This window comes from Rhodoblastus acidophilus, assembly GCF_025961575.1.
Classification (GTDB): domain Bacteria; phylum Pseudomonadota; class Alphaproteobacteria; order Rhizobiales; family Beijerinckiaceae; genus Rhodoblastus; species Rhodoblastus acidophilus_C.
Map to the genome: position 1 here is coordinate 71,542 of NZ_JAOQNX010000016.1, position 17,559 is coordinate 89,100.

General features: G+C 64.4%; 11 protein-coding genes. 2 read left to right on the forward strand and 9 right to left on the reverse strand.

Translation table 11 applies throughout. The features are described from left to right. Nucleotides 1–2: 2 nt before the first annotated feature. Together rpoD and dnaG are read right to left on the reverse strand one after the other, a co-directional pair. Complete coding sequence (gene rpoD / locus M2320_RS12760; RefSeq protein WP_184426963.1) at nt 3–2,015, reverse strand: RNA polymerase sigma factor RpoD; 2,013 nt, start codon at nt 2,013–2,015, stop codon at nt 3–5. 227 nt (nt 2,016–2,242) lie between these two features. After that, nucleotides 2,243–4,129 carry a DNA primase gene (gene dnaG, locus M2320_RS12765; RefSeq protein ID WP_264597605.1) on the reverse strand — a complete coding sequence of 629 codons (1,887 nt, stop codon included), beginning with the start codon at nt 4,127–4,129 and terminating at the stop codon, nt 2,243–2,245. Between the two features lie 179 nt (nt 4,130–4,308). Between dnaG and panB the strand changes: the two genes are divergently transcribed. After that, nucleotides 4,309–5,118 carry a 3-methyl-2-oxobutanoate hydroxymethyltransferase gene (gene panB / locus M2320_RS12770; RefSeq protein WP_264597606.1) on the forward strand — a complete coding sequence of 270 codons (810 nt, stop codon included), beginning with the start codon at nt 4,309–4,311 and terminating at the stop codon, nt 5,116–5,118. Nucleotides 5,119–5,205: 87 nt separating this feature from the next. Here panB and M2320_RS12775 read toward each other — a convergent pair whose 3' ends face one another. From M2320_RS12775 to M2320_RS12805, 7 genes are all read right to left on the reverse strand, one after another. Further along, nucleotides 5,206–7,548, reverse strand: a complete 2,343-nt coding sequence (locus M2320_RS12775; RefSeq protein WP_264597607.1) for a YfhO family protein — start codon at nt 7,546–7,548, stop codon at nt 5,206–5,208. Next, nucleotides 7,517–8,611 carry a GTP cyclohydrolase II RibA gene (gene ribA / locus M2320_RS12780; RefSeq protein WP_264597608.1) on the reverse strand — a complete coding sequence of 365 codons (1,095 nt, stop codon included), beginning with the start codon at nt 8,609–8,611 and terminating at the stop codon, nt 7,517–7,519. The genes M2320_RS12775 and ribA overlap by 32 nt, the downstream gene beginning before the upstream one ends. A gap of 601 nt (nt 8,612–9,212) precedes the next feature. After that, the gene (locus tag M2320_RS12785; RefSeq protein WP_264597609.1) at nt 9,213–9,473 is read right to left on the reverse strand and encodes an AbrB family transcriptional regulator; all 261 of its coding nucleotides are present in this window, start codon (nt 9,471–9,473) and stop codon (nt 9,213–9,215) included. After that, nucleotides 9,470–9,697, reverse strand: coding sequence for an antitoxin MazE family protein (locus tag M2320_RS12790; protein ID WP_319801436.1), 228 nt, complete (start codon nt 9,695–9,697; stop codon nt 9,470–9,472). Before M2320_RS12790 ends, M2320_RS12785 begins: the two co-directional genes overlap by 4 nt. A 101-nt stretch (nt 9,698–9,798) precedes the next feature. Next, nucleotides 9,799–10,287, reverse strand: coding sequence for a hypothetical protein (locus tag M2320_RS12795; RefSeq protein ID WP_264597611.1), 489 nt, complete (start codon nt 10,285–10,287; stop codon nt 9,799–9,801). A gap of 15 nt (nt 10,288–10,302) precedes the next feature. Next, nucleotides 10,303–13,203 carry a bifunctional [glutamine synthetase] adenylyltransferase/[glutamine synthetase]-adenylyl-L-tyrosine phosphorylase gene (locus M2320_RS12800; protein WP_264597612.1) on the reverse strand — a complete coding sequence of 967 codons (2,901 nt, stop codon included), beginning with the start codon at nt 13,201–13,203 and terminating at the stop codon, nt 10,303–10,305. Next, nucleotides 13,200–14,678 carry a sensor histidine kinase gene (locus tag M2320_RS12805; protein WP_184426949.1) on the reverse strand — a complete coding sequence of 493 codons (1,479 nt, stop codon included), beginning with the start codon at nt 14,676–14,678 and terminating at the stop codon, nt 13,200–13,202. Before M2320_RS12805 ends, M2320_RS12800 begins: the two co-directional genes overlap by 4 nt. 126 nt (nt 14,679–14,804) lie before the next feature. On the opposite strand from M2320_RS12805, the gene M2320_RS12810 reads away from it, so the two are divergent. After that, nucleotides 14,805–17,507, forward strand: a complete 2,703-nt coding sequence (locus tag M2320_RS12810) for a DNA translocase FtsK (RefSeq protein ID WP_264597613.1) — start codon at nt 14,805–14,807, stop codon at nt 17,505–17,507. Nucleotides 17,508–17,559 lie beyond the last annotated feature (52 nt).

Sequence of the window (17,559 nt, forward strand, 5' to 3'; positions counted from 1 at the left end):
GATCAATTGTCGAGGAACGACCGCAATTTTCGGCTGCGGCTGGGATGCTTGAGTTTGCGAAGCGCCTTGGCCTCGATCTGGCGAATGCGTTCGCGCGTCACCGAGAACTGCTGCCCGACTTCTTCCAGCGTGTGATCGGTATTCATGCCGATGCCGAAGCGCATGCGCAGCACGCGCTCCTCGCGCGGGGTGAGCGAGGCCAGCACGCGCGTCGTGGTTTCGCGCAAGTTCGACTGGATCGCCGCGTCGATCGGCAGGATCGCATTCTTGTCCTCGATGAAATCGCCGAGGTGCGAATCCTCCTCGTCGCCGATCGGGGTTTCGAGCGAGATCGGCTCCTTGGCGATCTTCAGCACTTTACGCACCTTCTCCAGGGGCATGGCGAGCTTTTCGGCCAATTCCTCCGGCGTCGGCTCGCGGCCGATCTCGTGCAGCATCTGCCGCGAGGTCCGAACGATCTTGTTGATCGTCTCGATCATATGCACGGGAATGCGGATGGTGCGCGCCTGATCAGCAATCGAGCGGGTGATCGCCTGACGAATCCACCAGGTCGCATAAGTCGAGAATTTGTAGCCGCGCCGGTACTCGAACTTGTCCACCGCCTTCATCAGGCCGATGTTGCCTTCCTGAATGAGGTCGAGGAATTGCAAGCCGCGATTGGTGTATTTCTTGGCGATGGAGATGACGAGACGCAGGTTGGCCTCGACCATTTCCTTCTTGGCCTGACGGGCCTCGCGCTCGCCCTTCTGCACCATGTGGACGATCTTGCGGAACTCCTGGATTTCCAGGCCGGTTTCCGTGGCGAGCGCATGGATTTCGCTGCGCAGCTCGTGGATCTCGTCCTTGGAGGCCGCCACCAGCTCACGCCAGCCGCGCGCGCCCAATTTCGAGATGCGCAGCACCCATTTCGGATCGAGCTCCGCGCCATGATAGTTGCGGAAGAAATCGTCGCGGGCGACGCCATAGCTTTCGGCGAGCCGCAGCAGCTTGGTCTCCAGCCCGATCAGGCGGCGGTTGATGTCATAGAGCTGCTCGACCAGCGCGTCGATGCGGTTCTGGTTGAGCGACAGCGACTTGACGTCGGTGACGATCTCCTTCTTGAGCGTCTTGTACTTGCGCTCCTGGGCCGGGGTGAGCTGCTCGTTCTTGAGCTTGTTCTCGACATTCTGGTCCTGCAGCCGGCGCAGCTTTTTGTAGGCGTCGGCGACGCGGTCGAACGTCTCCAGAACCTTGGGCTTCAGCTCGGTTTCCATGGCGGAAAGCGACACGGAATTCTCCATGTCGTCTTCCTCGTCGAAATTCTCGCCCTGGATCGGCGGTTCGTCCTCGAGCCCAGCCGGGGGATTGCGGGGCGCCGTGGACGGAGCTTCGCCCTCCTCTTCGGCGTCCTCCTCGCCGGCCGCGCCGCCCTTGCCCTCGGGACCGGCATAGGTCGCTTCGAGGTCGATGATCTCGCGCAGCAACACCTTGCTGTCGACGAGTTCGTCGCGCCAGATGATGATGGCCTGGAAGGTGAGCGGGCTCTCGCACAGGCCGGCGATCATCGCCTCGCGCCCGGCTTCGATGCGCTTGGCGATGGCGATTTCGCCCTCGCGCGACAAAAGCTCCACCGAGCCCATTTCGCGCAGATACATGCGCACGGGGTCGTCGGTGCGGTCGGCGGGTTCGGACGAGCGGGTGGCGACAGCGCGCGAGGTCGGCGCGGCCTCGGTCAGTTCGCCGGCTTCGGCCTCCTCCTCCTCGGCGGCCCCCTCTTCCTCGGCCTCTTCGGCGTCATCGCCCTCGATGACGTTGATGCTCATTTCATTGAGCATCGCATAGACGTCCTCAATCTGGTCGGAAGAGACTTCTTCCGAGGGCAGAACGGCGTTCAATTCGGCATAGGTGACGAAACCGCGTTTTTTCGCGGTCTTGATCATGCGCTTGACGGCGGCGTCCGACAGATCCAGCAAGGGGCTGTCGGCGACATCGGCAGCGGCCTCGCCCTCGGGTTTCGCGTCGTCTTTCTTGGCCATATGGCGACTCCAGAATTTTCTGCGTGGCCCGACGACCCAAGCCGCGGGCGGGCGCCAAAGAAAGCGCCAATCGAGCCTGCTCGCGCTCCTCGATGTGAGAAACGCGGACAAGCTCAAGAATTCATCGTCGGCGTCCCAACCGGGTTGAGTCGCCCTTGTCTTCAGGTTGCGCGGAAAGTTTTAAGGCCCGCTTAACCAAACCATTTCGCACGGCGCCGACTCTGGCGTCAGACATTTTTCTCTTCGCGACCCGAGGATGCGCCGAACCCTTCAATCGTCGCCTCCACGCCCTCGAGCGCCGAAAGTTGCGCCTTGATATCCGCAAGAGCGGCGAAATTGGCGTCGCTCGGCGCGCTCGCCAGCACCGCCTCCGCCTGCCGCAATTCCCTATTTAGCGCGCGCTGCTTGCGATGCAAGGCCAGAGCCTGCCGCAAAACCTCGTCTGCGTCATTTTCGTGGGCGCTTCGCCTTACGCACCACAATGTCGAAAGTGTGGCATTGCTGGCCAAGCTCTCGAAAAAAGCCTCGAATCCTCGGGCGCCGAGCTTTTCCCTCAGCGTTTCCGGCGACATGTCGGGCTCGGCCAGCCCCAGCAGCGCGTCGCACAATTTCGCCCCCGCCGCGCCGGCAAAATCAAGCCGGGCGAGATCCTCGGCATGGCGGACGATCAGATTGGGATGATTGACCAACAGCGCGAGAATGAGGGTTTCGCGCGGCGCCGGCGCCTCCTTGGGCGGCGAGAACAGGCTTGATTGCAACAGCGCGGAGCTGGCGACCGGCGCGCGCGCTCCTGGACGCTGCGCCCCACCGCCGCCCCGCCGGGCGACGAATGGTTCGCGCCGCGCGCGTCCGAACAATTGAAACTGCCGGTCGCGAAAATCGTCGAGATAGTGGCGGCGCAAAACCTCGTCGCGAATCTGCCCGGCGCAATCGCGCAGCCGCCGCTCGAAGGCGGCGCGGCGCTCGGGCGTATCCAGCGGCTGCGCCTCGGCTTCGCGGGCAAAAATCATCTCCGACATCGGCTTGGCCGCGGCCAAAACCGCCTCGAGCGCGGCGGCGCCGCCGGTCCGGGCGAGATCGTCGGGGTCCTGCCCCTCGGGCAAAAGCGCGAATCGCAGACTTTTGCCCGGCCCGATCAACGGCAGCGCAGTTTCGACGGCGCGGAACGCCGCCTTTCGCCCGGCGCGGTCGCCGTCGAAGCAGAGAATCGGCTCCTCCGCCATTTTCCATAGGAGCTCGCATTGCTCCGGCGTCAGCGCCGTCCCAAGCCCGGCCACGACATGGTCGAGCCCCACCATGCTCATGGCGATGACGTCGACATAGCCCTCGACGGCGATCACGGTTCCCCGCTCATGCGCCGCCTTGCGAGCGACATGCAGGTTGTAGAGGTTAGCCCCCTTGTGGAACAGCGGGGTCTCCGCCGAATTCTTGTATTTCGGCTGGATCTCCTTGCTCATCGCCCGCCCGCCGAAAGCGATGACTTTTCCGGCGCGGTCACAAATCGGGAACATCACGCGGTCGCGAAAGAAATCGTAGGGGACGGCGATCCCCTCGCCATGGGTGAGCAGGCCCGCCTCCTTCATCACCTCGGCGTCGCAGCCCTTTCCGGCGAGATAATCGCGCAAGGCAAAACGCTCATTGGGCGCATAGCCGAGCCGAAATTTTTTGCGCGCCTCTTCAGAAATACCGCGCTCCGCCAGATAGGCGCGCGCCCTGCTTCCCGCGCTGCTGCGCAGAACTTTCTCGAAAAAATCGGCGGCGAATTCGAGCGCTTCCAGGTGAGTCGCGCGTTTCTTTTCGGCGGCGGCGCTTTCCACCGTCTCCACCGGCAGGGAGAGGCCGGCGAGACCGGCGAGCTGCTCCACCGCTTCGGGAAAGGGCAGGCCTTGCGTCTCCATCACGAATTCAAAGATGTCGCCATTCTTGCCCGCGGAGAAATCGAAAAACTGCCCCTTCTGGTCGTTCACATAGAAGGACGGGGTTTTTTCGGCGGTGAACGGCGACAGGCCGCGCCATTCCCGGCCCTGCTTCTTCAGCCGAACGCGCTGGCCCGCGACCTCCGACATGGGAAGCCGCGCCCGGATCTCGTCGAGAAAGGAGGGCGTGAATTTCATCTTTAGGTCAGATTGCTCGCCTAACTGACATGGAATCGTCCCATTCCGCATGCAAGGCGCGCGGAAAATTGTCGCCGCTATCCACAGGGCGGCCAGCCAACGAAAGCCATATGGACCTTCCCCGGACCTTTGACTAGAGAACTCGCGCCCTAACCGGGGCGCCAACCCTATGAGACGCCATGCGCCTGCTTGCCAAATTCGCCGAGATGAAGAAACAGGGCGAGAAAATCGCCACCATGACCGCCTATGACGCCCCGCAGGCGCGGGCGCAGCAAGCGGCCGGCATCGACGCCATCCTGGTCGGCGACAGCGTCGGCGTGAACATTTTGGGCTACGCCAGCGAGCGCGAGGTGACGCTCGCCGACATGATCCACCACACCGCCGCCGTCCGCCGCGGCGCGCCCGACACTTTTATTTATTCGGACCTGCCCTTCGCCACCTACGACACGCCGGACCAGGCGGTGAAGAGTGGGCTGGCCCTGCAAAAGGCCGGCGCCAATGCGGTCAAATTCGAGGGCGCGCATGCCGAAATCGTGCGGGCGCTGATCGGCGCCGGCGTGCCGGTCTGCGGCCACATCGGCTACGAGCCGCAAACCGGCGAGCGCCGCGTCCACGGCAAGACGATCGCCGAGGCCGAGCGCCTGCGCGCCGAGGCGAAGACGCTGGATGAAGCCGGCGTCTACATGCTGGTGCTGGAGCTGGTGCCGGCCGAACTCGCCGGGATCATCAGCAAGGAGATCAAGGCGGCGACGATCGGCATCGGCGCGGGGCCGGGAACCGACGGACAGGTGCTCGTCTTCCCCGACGTGCTCGGCTACACCGAGCGCAATTTCAGGCACAACAAGCGCTACGCCGAAGTCGGATCGGCCATGGAATCAGCGACCGCGTCCTATGTCGCCGACGTGAAACAGGGGATTTTCCCGACCACGTCCAATTGCGCCGTCATGCCGCCGGAGGTGCTGGCGCAGCTCTGCAAAAAGGCGGGGTAAAAGCTCCCTCGCCCCGCTCTAGCGGGGAGAGGGCGGGGGGTGAGGGGCTGGGGCGGTGGCTTCAGCGTCCTCAGGAAAGATCGCGCCCTATCCTCTCCCCGCGGGCGAACCGCCCGGCCAAAACCGCCAGAACGCCCGCACCGGCTCGAACTGGAACCGCACCCTGTGCGCGCCAGGAGGCAGCCGCACCGCCCGGAACATCATGTTCGCCTTCAAAAGCTCGGCCTCGACGCCATCGACATAAACCGCCTGCCAGTTCTGCCAGACATCGTTGAGCACGAGGAATCCCCCGCCCGCAGGCGCCGTCGCGTCGACATCGACAAAGGTGTTTTCGTAAGTGACGATCCGCGCCGCGCCGGCCTCGCCGCCGGGCTCCGTCTGGCACAGGCCGAGCCGCGCGCAATCCGCCCGATCCAGCAGCACATTCTTGCGATAATCGAGATCGGGCACGCCGCCCTTCTCCGCCAGCGCGGCGAAATCGGCGACAACAGCCCGCCCGGGCGCCAGCACGCGCGGCAGCGCGTCCTTGTTCTCGTAGATAAAGGCGTCGGCGGTCTGCTTCACCAGCGGCAGATCGCCCGGCTTGAGCGTCGTGTCGATCTGCTCGGCGGGCACGCCGGTGGCGATCCAGCGCAAGCCGAACAGATTGGCCATCGGCGATTTGTAGGAGGGGAAGGCCGGCGAGAACACCCGTTGCTCCGGCACGGCGACATGGTCATTGGCCCGGGTCACATCGATAAACGTCTGCAGACGAATCGGATTGTAACCGAGGTCCATATCGAATCCGTGGGTCAGCCCGGCGTTCGGCCAATGGAAGTCGATGGCGGCCAATTCCACGCGGTCGCGGCGGTCGCCGCCGTTCTCGGCCAGCTTTGCCTTCAGGAACAGAATCGTCTCGTTCCGCGTCGCCTCGCGCAGCACGTCATAGGTTTGCGGCGGCAGCGCCGTGGACTGGTTCGGCGCATTGTTGATCGACAGATCGAAGGTAAGCGGCAGGCCGATCAGCAGCAGCCCCAGCACCGGCCGCCCCGGCATTTTGCGCGCGAGAAACAGCCCGCCGAACGCCAGAGCAAAGCACACCAGCGCAAAACCGACCGCCCAAAGCGCCTCCGCATGGCCCTTGGCCAGCGCCACCCCGACGCAGGCGAGCAGCACCGCGCCCAGCAGCGCAAAGCCCAGGCGCGCCCGCCGCGCGTCAGCAGACGCGCGCAAAAATTCGGAAACGCAGAACCCGCCGAGCACAGCGGCGAAGGCGCCGATCTGAAACGTGGCGTCCGCCGGGCGGCGGAACAGATTGGCCCCGGGCACGTCGAACAGAGCCGGAAACACCGGCGTGTACTTGCCAATGGCGTAGACATACATGGCCAGCAGCGCGCCGAAGAAAAACAAGGCCGGCCCCCGGAAAACCCAGCCGCGCCCCACCCCGAACACCAAAAGCGCCGCCACCGGCAGCGCGCCAAAATAAAGCTCGCCCATGTTGCGGGCGATGTAGAGGCCGGTCTCGCCCCAACCCGGGGAGGGCGGCCCCCAGAAGGCGGACAGCGGCCCATGCACGTCAAACAGATTGGCGACAAAGGCGGTCAGGACGGAGGCCGGATGCAGCGAGCCGCGCATCGCCCCTTCCAGCGTGATCTCGGAGCGATTGGATTGCTCCGCCAGCGCAATGGTCCACAAAAGCGCCGGCCCCGCGACGACCAGCCCGACCAGCGTGCCGCCCGCCAGCGGCAAAAACATGCGCGCAAACCGCCGGCCCACGGACAGCCCGTCCCCCTGCGACGCAAACCCGCGGTAGAGCACGAAGGCGGCGAGCACCAAACAAAACAGCCAGCCGATCTGGTCGCGCCCCAACACCATGAAGGCGGCGAACAGCCCGGCGACCGCGCCCCACAGGAACGACGCCCGATCCAGCGCCCGGTTCAGCGCCCAGAACGCCAGCGGAAACCACGAAAAGCTCAGGATTTGCCCGGTGTGCTGGATGCGCCAGGCCGCCGAACCGCCGTAAGCAAAAGCCAGCGCCGCCACCAGCCCGCCGGCCGCGAAAAACCCCTTGTCGCGGAAATAGAGCATCCAGCCGATGCCCCCAAGCGTCAGCATCAAAAAGGCGACGCCATCGGCCTGCTGGAAATTCGGCTCGGGGACCAACACGGCCAGCGCCAGATAAAGCGGCGCAAAAATCAGGCTTTGCGGGTCGGCGATCTGCGGCATGCCCGCAAAAACATTGGGCGTCCACCAGGGCGCCGCGCCGCGATGCAGGGAATGAGCGAGGAAGGACAGTTGCGGCTGGAAATGCGCCTTGGCGTCCCAGGGGATGGTGACCTGTCCCGACACCCACGGCCAGCACAGATAAAGGCTGGCGGCGCAGAAAATCACAATCGAGGCGAAGAAGACCCGAAGGGGCTCAGTTTTCGGCGGAGGGGGGAACGTCGACATCAAGGAAATGGCCTGCCCTGTCGCGCTTGGTGGCGAGATAATGGATGTTCTGCGGCGTCGGCCGGCCCTGGATGCGCTGGTCGCTGACCTCCAGCCCGGCGGCGCGCAAAGCCTCGATCTTTTTCGGATTGTTGGTCATCAGCCGCACGCGGGTCACGCCCAGGAGGTCGAGCATGCGCGCGGCATAGCCGAAGCGGCGCTGGTCCAGCCCGAACCCTAAAATTTCGTCGGCGTCATAGGTGTCATGCCCCTTGGCCTGCAAGCCGTAAGCGCGCACCTTGTTGGCGAGCCCGTTGCCGCGCCCCTCCTGGTCCAGATAGAGAATGACGCCGCCGCCATTCTCGGCCATGAATTTGGCGGTGTGGCGCAACTGGTCGCCGCAGTCGCATTTCAGCGAGCCGAACAGATCGCCGGTCAGACAGGCCGAATGCAGCCGCACATGCACGGGGCCGGACAGATCGGGATCGCCGACAATCACCGCCGCCTGGTCCCTCAACCCCTCGCCGCCGCGAAACACGGCGATCTCGGAATGCGGCGCGCCCTCAAGCGGCACAGGCGCCCGCCCGATCAAACGCAAGGACGTGATTTTTCGCGCGCGAAAAGCGCGGATGTCACAGCCGGCGACCTCATTCAGCCCCGCGACCGGCGCCTCCAGTTTGATGAGAATCGCGGCGGGCAGCAGATGGGCGAGACGCAGCAGATCGAGCGCCGCCTCCTCCCCCGGCACAGCCTTTTGGACCGGCGCATCGATGCGCGCGTCCTCGTCCAGGATCAGCGCGGTGATGCGCTCGATGTCGATCTTTTGCAGAGCGATCAGCCCCGGCCCGTCGCGCTCGACGCCCAACCGTCCGAGCCGCTGCATGGTGAGGATCAGCCGCGCCCCACCAATCCTGTCCAGAACGTCCGCCGCGTGCGCATCCAATTGCTCGGCGGGATAGACCAAAATCTTTTGCGCGCCCTCGACCAGCACGACGGGCCGTCCGGCGCGCAATTCCGCGACGCCGCGCTCGACGGAGACGGTAGAACTTTCGTTCGCCGGAAACAGACCGGAAATATCGTACAACGCGCGGAACTCCGAAGGCGGTGGCGCCGCTTACATAATGCCTTCAGCGGCAGAGGGCCAGCCTCAAGCGGGGCGAGGCCCTGAGCGCGGCGAAAAGTGAACCCGCCGCGGTCAAATTTTCGGGGTGAAAACGCGGCCGCCACACGATTTTGTTCCTGTTTTGTTTTCACGTGAAACATTTTCAACACGCAGAATCAGTTCAACTTATTGTTCTAAAGCCATGAATCCGGCGCACTTACCCCAAAACCGCCGCGCTACATCTTGTATGCAACCGCTGACGTGCATGCGCGAAAATCGACGTTTTTTGACGTTTTTTGACACGAAATTCGCAAGAATCGCGCAAATTTTCACTGTTTTTGCGTCACGCCTCACAATCTTAAGTTGAAATTCGCGGGCGCCCCAAAAATCAAGCGCTCCACGAGAACGAGACTTTCGCCTCAGCCACGCACCCCGAAGTCGTCATGGCCGGGCGTCGTCCCGGCCATCCACGCCGCCCCGCAACTGAGCCCCTTTCAGGTTGGCGCGGTCCTCATGCGCGGACAGCCTCACGCCCCAATCGCCAACCAGTTCTCCGCGATGACGCCGAGATATGAGCGCGCCATCACCGCTCATCCCGCTCGGCCTGCTCATACGCGTCTCGCCCTTCCGCCATGAAGTCCGGCGAGAATTTCTCGAATTTTTCGAGCACGCCGGCCAGCGAACGGCGCGCCGGCCGAATGCGAATCTCGTCCCCAACCCGTTCAATCTCGACCTCAAGATCGCTACGCTTATAAGCAAGCCCCGCCGGGATGCACGACGACCGGAGCGGATTGCCGGCGTAATCGTCGCCCCCAGTCACCGTCCAGACCTCGCCCCGCTTCATTGGTCCTTCCAATCGGAGACCGCGTCAATAAACGCCTTGTCGTCACGCGGATGGGCGCTCGCTGAAACCGCGAGGGACTGCCGATGTGCCTCGGACCAGAACGCGGGTGAGCGAACGTCCGGCGCCAAAATCTGAAACGGCCGAAAACCCAGCGCGCGCAGGCGGACGCGATGTTTGCTCACATTGAACCGTGAAGACTTCGGTGAGCGCGTCAACATGGACATGTTCCAAGAGGTTATTGTGATTTAGCATACGGGAGCCTGAAGCGCCTGCGTGCATGGCCAACAATCTGGAAGATGCGGTCGAGAACGATTTCGCCACCATATTATGGTCTGAACCCTAGCTCTCGAGCAAAAATCGTTGTCAACCGCGAAAGCGCAGACTCCAAGTTGCCTACGGCAATAGTTTTTGAATTAAGCGCGCCATTTCTGTCTAACTCTTCGTCGAAGAGACCAAACAATATCTCATTTGATTTACAAATAAAATCCACATGTTCAGAGATTTTGCAAACAAAATCTACAACATCATCTCCAAACAGAAAAACCGCTTCTCGATTTTTTTCTAACGCTTTAACGACACGGCTATCACCATAATTTGCGTTCCCAGAAGAGATTACCACCATAATCAGATCACGCACTGACACATAGATTTCATAGCGCTTGTCAAAAAGCTCCAGCCTTAACTTTTCGGCGGCAATCACCCGCTGCTCTTGAGCAACCTTCACTTGCGCGCGAGCGAAATACCAAGCCCCGCTTGCGGCACAGATTGTGGCCAACGGGCCGGCAAAATTTTGAAAAAAGTCATAGAGCGTCATCAAAAACCTCTGCAGCTAATCCTGGCAAGCTTCGCCCATCACCTCCTCAAAAATCCGCCGCACGTCTTTCCGCCGCTCGCCCAAATCCCGCTCCAGCCGGGCAAAATCGGGCGAGCCCGCCGCGACCGCCAACCGCCGCTTCACCCCCTCCGCCGCCGAAGCGGGATCGACGCCTTCGCCGAGGCTCAGCCGCAGCCATTGCGTCACCTTGGAAAACAGCGCCAACGCGTCGCGCAAGGTTTCCGCCGCCTCGGCCTCCAGCACTTTTCCGGACGCCGCCGCCAAAATCTCCGCCGTGCCCTGCACACGAAGGCTGCGTCGCCTGAAACCATGCCCCAGCGCCAAGACCTGGGCGATGAATTCGATGTCGAGCAGTCCCCCCGGCGCCAATTTCAAATCCCAGGGACCGCCAAAACCTTTTTCTTTCGCGATCAGCGCGCGCATCTCCCGCGCCTCCTTCGCCAGCGCCGCGAAATCTCGCTTCACGAACAAAGTGGCGTCGATGATCCCGCGCACCTCCTCGCACAGGCTGGCGTCGCCGGCGACGGGACGCGCGCGCGTCAGCGCCATATGCTCCCAGATTTCCGCCTGTTCGGCGTGATAGGCGCGGAAGGTGGAAAGCCGCGCCGCCACCGGTCCCTGATTGCCTGAAGGCCGCAGCCGCATGTCCACGGCAAACAGCTTTCCGCGGCGCGTGGGCGCCGAAAGCGCCGCGATCAGACGCTGCGTCAACCGCCCATAATAGACGGAGGCGTGCAGCGGCTTCGCCCCATCGGACTCCGGCGCCTCCGGATCGAAATCATAGACCACCACCAGATCGAGATCGGAGGTCGCGGTCATCTCGCGCGAGCCGAGCTTGCCAAAGCCCAGCACGGCGAATCGCCCGCCGGGCGGGCGCCCATGCTCCTCGACAAAAATGGCCTCGACCCGCGCCAGACAGGCCTCGATCAGGGCGCTGGCAAGGGCCGAATAAGAGCGCGCCGCCTGTTCCGGCTCGATCAGCTCGGCGAACAGCCGCAGCCCGATCAAGAATCGCTCCTCCACCGCAAAGGTGCGGGCGATGTCCAAAAAATCCTCTAGGCTGGAGCCGCTGACATGAAACCCGGCGAGCCGGCGCAAATAATCGGCTTCGTCGCCGACGATCGCCGACAGGCCCTGATCGATCGCCGCATCGAGCGTGTTCGGCATCTGCGCCACCACTTCGGCGAGGCGCGGCGCGCCGCCCAAAATGTCGGCGAACAATTGCCGCATCGCCTCATGCGATTTCAGCAGCGAAAACAGCTCGACCGCCGCCGGCATGCGCTCCATGGCCTGGTCCATGGCGGCGATGGCGGAATCGGCGTCGCCCGACTTGGCGAAAGCGTTGAGCAAAGCAGGAATAAGCTCGGTCAAGACCTCGCGGGCGCGTGCGCTGCGCACCGCGGGACGGCGGCCAAAATGCCAGCCGCGCACGGTCTCGGCCGCCCGCGCCGGGTCCCTGAAACCCATTTCGCGAAGGGTGTCCAAAGTCTCGGGATCATCGGTCGACCCCGTGAACACCAGACTGCCGGCGCGCGAATCCAACCCCGGCGCGTCCTCGAACAGCCGCGCATAATGTTTTTCCACGGCCCGCAGCCGCTTGATCAAAGCATTGGAAAAACCGGCGACGCCGCCAAAGCCGCAGAACAAAGCAAAGGCTTTCAACGCCTCATCATCGGCCGGCAGCCGTTGCGTCTGCTGGTCGTTGAGCATTTGCAGGCGATGCTCGACCCCGCGCAAAAAATCATAGGCTTCGCTGAGTTCATCCGCCGCCTGCGGCGTGATCCACTGGTCCGCCTCGAGCTGGCGCAGCATGTCCAGCGTCCGCGAGCCCCGCAATTGTTTGCGACGACCGCCAAAAATCAGCTGCTGGGTCTGCACGAAAAACTCGATCTCGCGAATGCCGCCCCGCCCGAGCTTCACATCATGCCCGGCGACGGCGATTTCCGCATGACCCTTCACCGCATGAATCTGCCGCTTCATCGCATGCACATCGGCGATGGCGGCATAATCAAAATATTTGCGCCAGATGAACGGCGAAAGTTCCTCCAGAAAACTCAGGCCCAGCGAAAGATCGCCCGCCACCGGCCGCGCCTTGATAAACGCCGCGCGCTCCCAATTTTGGCCCAGCGTTTCATAATAATGCCGCGCCGCATCCAGCGACACCGCGACCGCCGTCGAGCCGGGATCAGGCCGCAGCCGCAAATCGACACGCAAAACATAGCCGTCGCCGGTGCGTTCATTCAGCAGTTTGACAATGTGCTGGGTGATGCGCACGGCATTGGCCTTCACCCCCTGCCCCGCCTGCAACACCGGCGAAGCCCCGTCGAAAAACACGACGAGATCGACGTCCGACGAATAATTCAGCTCGCGCGCGCCATGTTTTCCCAAAGCCAGGACGGTAAGGCCGCAGCGCCGCTCATCCACCCCACCCTCGCCCCAGTCGAGCTTGCCGCCCGCCAGCCGCAGCGCGACCCGCAACGCCGCCGCAACCAGCGCATCGGCCGCCCGCGAAAGCGCCCGCGTGGTCGCCACCTGATCGAACACCCCGCCGAGATCGGCCAAGGCGATCAGCAAAGCGGATTCCTGCTTGGCCTTGCGCAACAGCGTCATGGCGCGGGCTTCGGAACAATTTTCCGCGTCGCACTCGGCCAAAGTCGCCAAAGCCGCGTCCAGCGCCGCCTCAGGCGGCGCGGCCAAAATCCGCTTCAACCGATCTGCATCGCGCTTGATCAGACCCCACAGGAACGGCGACTGATCGGCGAGCCCGAGCGCCAGCGGCGCGAACTCAGCCCATTGCGGCAAAGCCGCGAGTTCCGGCGCATCGGCCAAAAATTCGTCGACCCGCGCCCGCGCCACAGCCTTGTGCGCGGGACGCGGCAGAGACAAAACACTCATTGAGCGACCTCCCGAGGCAGCCGCAGCGTCACCTTCAAGCCCGGCGCATTGTCCTCGACCCGCAGATTTCCGCCATGCAGCCGCGCCACGGCGGCCGCGAGCGACAGGCCCAGACCCGAGCCGGGACGCGAGCGCGACGCCTCCAGCCGGACAAAACGCTCCAGGACGCGCTCGCGATCGGCGGCGGGGATGCCGGGGCCGCGATCCCCCACGACGATTTCGATGAAGCGGGCGTCGCCGCCCACCGCCACCGTCACCTCGCCGACCTGCCCGGGCAGCGCGGGCTCGCCATATTTCAACGCATTGTCGATCAGATTGGCGAGCGCCTGGCTGACCAGTTCGCGATGGCCGCGGAATTTCTCCGGCGCCGGCGCCTCCACCTTCAGGGTCACGCCGCGCTCCTCCGCCGAGGGCTCGTAGAGCTCGGCGACATCGGCGGCGAGCGCCGCGCCGTCGAGTTCATCAAACCCTTCGGAGGACGAGGTCGAGGCTTCCGCGCGCGCAATCAGCAGCAGCGCGTTGAAAATGCGGATCAGGCCATCGGCCTCCTCGATCACCTTTTCCAGCGCATGCTCCAGCGCCGCCGGCCGGCCCGGCTGATCGCCATCGCTGGCGAACAAAGCCTGTTCCGCATTGTTGCGCAGCCGCGTCAGCGGCGTGCGCAGATCATGGGCGATATTGTCGGACACCTGCTTGATCCCCTCGACCAGCCGGGCGATGCGGTCGAGCATGGCGTTGAGATTATGCGCGAGCCGGTCGATTTCATCGCCCGCGCCGGACAGCGGCAGCCGCCCGGTGAGGTCGGCCTGCAACAGGGTGGCGGCCTTGGCGCTCATGGCGTCGACGCGCTGCAACAGCCGCCGCGCCACCAGAAAACCGCCAAACGCCCCGATCGACAAAAGCCAGGGCAGCGACCCCATCAGCGCCGACCCCAAGATCGAGCCGAGCCGTTCGCGGTCCTCGAGATCATAGCCGACCAGCAGGCGGAAATTCCCCGGCAGCACAAAGACGCGCGCCAGCGCCCGGCGGCGCACATTGGGCTCGCCCGGACGCTCGTAGCGAATCGCCACCGCCGCCGGCGGGGCCTGGTCGAGCACGCCCGGCGGCAGCTCCTGCACATTGCCGGCGACGGCGACGCCATTGGGCGCGGTGACGAGATAGATGGAAGCCCCGGGCGCGGCGGAGCGCCGCTGCACCACATTCACCAATTGGGCGAGGCCGCCCTCCTGGTACTGGTCGTTCAACCCCTTGAGCTCGGCTTCGAGCGTCTGGCCGATCTGCTGGTCGATGAGTTCGCGCACGTTCTCGCCGACCCGGCTCAGGGCCAGCGTAAACCCCACCCCGACAATCACGACATAGGCCAGCGCCAGCTTGAAAGACGTCGTGCGAAAAAACCTGTCCGCCGAGCCGAGGCGCGACAAAGTGGTGTTCTTGAACTCAGCCGGCTGCAAGGCGGTCCCCTTTTTTTTCACCATGATTCATGCGGGCTTTGCAGGCAAGTTACCGATTGGTCAAAGCATTTGCGGATTTGCCGAAACCGCTCCTTAACCGTGATGGCCCCATTGTCGGCCTCGGTTCGGTAGCGTTCTGTAGGTTTCCCCATGTTCACGATTCTCGATCAATGGCTGGCGCGTTTGTTTGGAGCCAGCCGGCGCGACAGAAGCGTCCCGCTTCTCGCCCAGCGCGCCTATTACGGCCATGACGACCTGGACCTTCAACAGGTTGGCGCTTACGATCGCAGCTTCGATTTCGACGATCAGCCTTCGCCCTATCAGCCCTATGTCCGCCTGCCCCGCAGCCGCGACATCATCGTCGATCAGCCCGCCCCGGCCGCGCCCGGCGCCGCCGAGCGGGAGGCTGCGGCGAGCCAGAAATCGCAGCAGATGCTGCGCGGCGACTGGGAGCCCGAATCGGCCGCGGAGCCGACCCCGGAAGTGTGGAGCGCCGATCCGAATCGCGTGCGCTTCACCCGCACCCCCGAATCCTACATCCAGCGCCGCCGCGACGAGGAGGAGGCGAAAGCCCGCGCGCTCGAGGAGGAATCGCGCCGCGTCGCCGAAGCGGCGCGCCTGCGCGCGGAAGAGGAGGCGCGGCGCATCGAGGAAGACGCGCGCCGCATGGAAGAGGCCAAGCTCGCCATCGCCCGCGCCATGCGCACCGGCAGCCAGGACGAATCGGACGACGGCCCGCGCGTGCGTTTTTCCCGCACCCCCGACGCGGTGTTTTTGGCGCGCTCGCGGGCCAAAAACCCGCAGCCCGAACCGGAAGTCGCGCCTGAAGCAGCCGCTGAGCCGGCGCCCGAACCGGCGGTTGAGCCGGCCGTCGAAGCGGCGGCCGAACCGGTCGCCGAATCCCTGCCGCAAGCCGCTGCGGAACCGACTCCGGCGCCGGCCGCGCCGGTCCAGACCGCGGAACCGCCGGCCTTTGCCCCCTTCACCGCCATGGGCGCCCGTTTCGCGCTGCAGGTCGGCTATGGCGCGCAGGTGCGCGTCGCCGCCACGCCCGCGCCGGTTCCGGCCGCGCCAGTGACTCCGGTCGTCCCGCAACAAGCCGAGCCCGCCGCTGTCGCCGCCCCCGCCGAGCCGGACGACGCCGAAGCGCAGGACGCCAAGCCGGCCAAAATCCGCGTGCGCGTCAAGGCCGCGGGGCAGCCGGCGCCCGAAGAGACCAGCAGAGAGCCCGCCAAAGAGCCGACCGCGCCCAAAATGGTGATCGTCGGCAGACCCGCGCCGACCCCGCGCGGCGGCTTTTTGCAAAGGATCGACCCGACCGGCGAGGATTACGACCCCATCGAAATCGACATGCTCGCGGAGCCGCCGGCCCCGACCTATGAAGAATCCGAAGACGAGGTCCTGGAGGTCAACGCCGACGCGCTGGAAAAAACCCTGGAAGATTTTGGCGTGCGCGGCGACGTGTTGAACGCGCATCCCGGGCCGGTCGTCACCCTCTACGAATTCGAACCGGCGCCCGGCATCAAATCCTCGCGCGTCATCGGCCTCGCCGACGATATTGCCCGCTCCATGTCGGCCGTCTCCGCCCGCGTCGCCGTGGTCCCAGGCCGCAACGCCATCGGCATCGAGCTGCCCAATCCCCGCCGCGAAACGGTTTACCTTCGCGAACTCATCGCCTCGCCCGATTTCTCGGATTCCAAACACCGCCTCGCCATCGCGCTCGGCAAAACCATCGGCGGCGAGCCGGTGATCGTCGATCTCGCCAAAATGCCGCATCTGCTGGTCGCCGGCACCACCGGCTCCGGCAAATCCGTCGCCATCAACACCATGATCCTGTCGCTGCTCTACAGGCTGAAGCCGCAGGAGTGCCGGCTGATCATGGTCGACCCCAAAATGCTGGAGCTGTCGGTCTATGACGGCATCCCCCATCTGCTCACCCCCGTCGTCACCGACCCGAAAAAGGCGGTCGTGGCGCTCAAATGGGCGGTCCGCGAGATGGAGGACCGCTATAAAAAGATGTCCAAGCTGGGGGTGCGCAACATCGACGGGTTCAACGCCCGGGTGACGGAAGCCACCGCCAAGGGCGAGGTCATCACCCGCACGGTGCAAACCGGTTTTGACCGCGAGACCGGCGAGGCGATCTACGAACAGGAGCAGATGGACCTGTCCACCCTGCCCTATATCGTCGTCATCGTCGACGAAATGGCCGACCTGATGATGGTCGCGGGCAAGGAGATCGAGGGCGCGATCCAGCGTCTGGCGCAAATGGCGCGCGCCGCCGGCATCCACCTGATCATGGCGACGCAGCGCCCGTCGGTCGACGTGATCACCGGCACGATCAAGGCGAATTTCCCCACCCGCATTTCCTTCCAGGTGACGTCGAAAATCGACAGCCGCACGATTCTCGGCGAGATGGGCGCGGAGCAGCTGCTGGGCCAGGGCGACATGCTCTACATGGCCGGCGGCGGCCGCATCGTGCGCGTACACGGGCCCTTCGTCTCGGACACCGAAGTCGAGCGCGTGGTCGCGCATCTGAAGACGCAAGGCGCGCCGGAATATCTCGACGGGGTCACAGCCGAGGACGATGGCGACGACGAAGACGCGGCGCCGCTGCCCGTAGGCGACGAGGACGGCGCCGACCTCTACGACCGCGCCGTGGCCGTCGTGCTGCGCGACAAGAAATGCTCGACCTCCTACGTCCAGCGCCGCTTGCAGGTCGGCTACAACAAGGCGGCGTCTCTGGTCGAGCGCATGGAGAAGGAGGGGGTCGTCGGCCCCGCCAACCATGCGGGCAAGCGCCAAATTTTGGTCGGCGGCGGCGTCGACCGCGGCGCCTTCGATCTCGCGGATTGAACGGAAACAAGCCCCCATGGCGATGGCGTCATGGGGGCTTTTTTTCGACCTG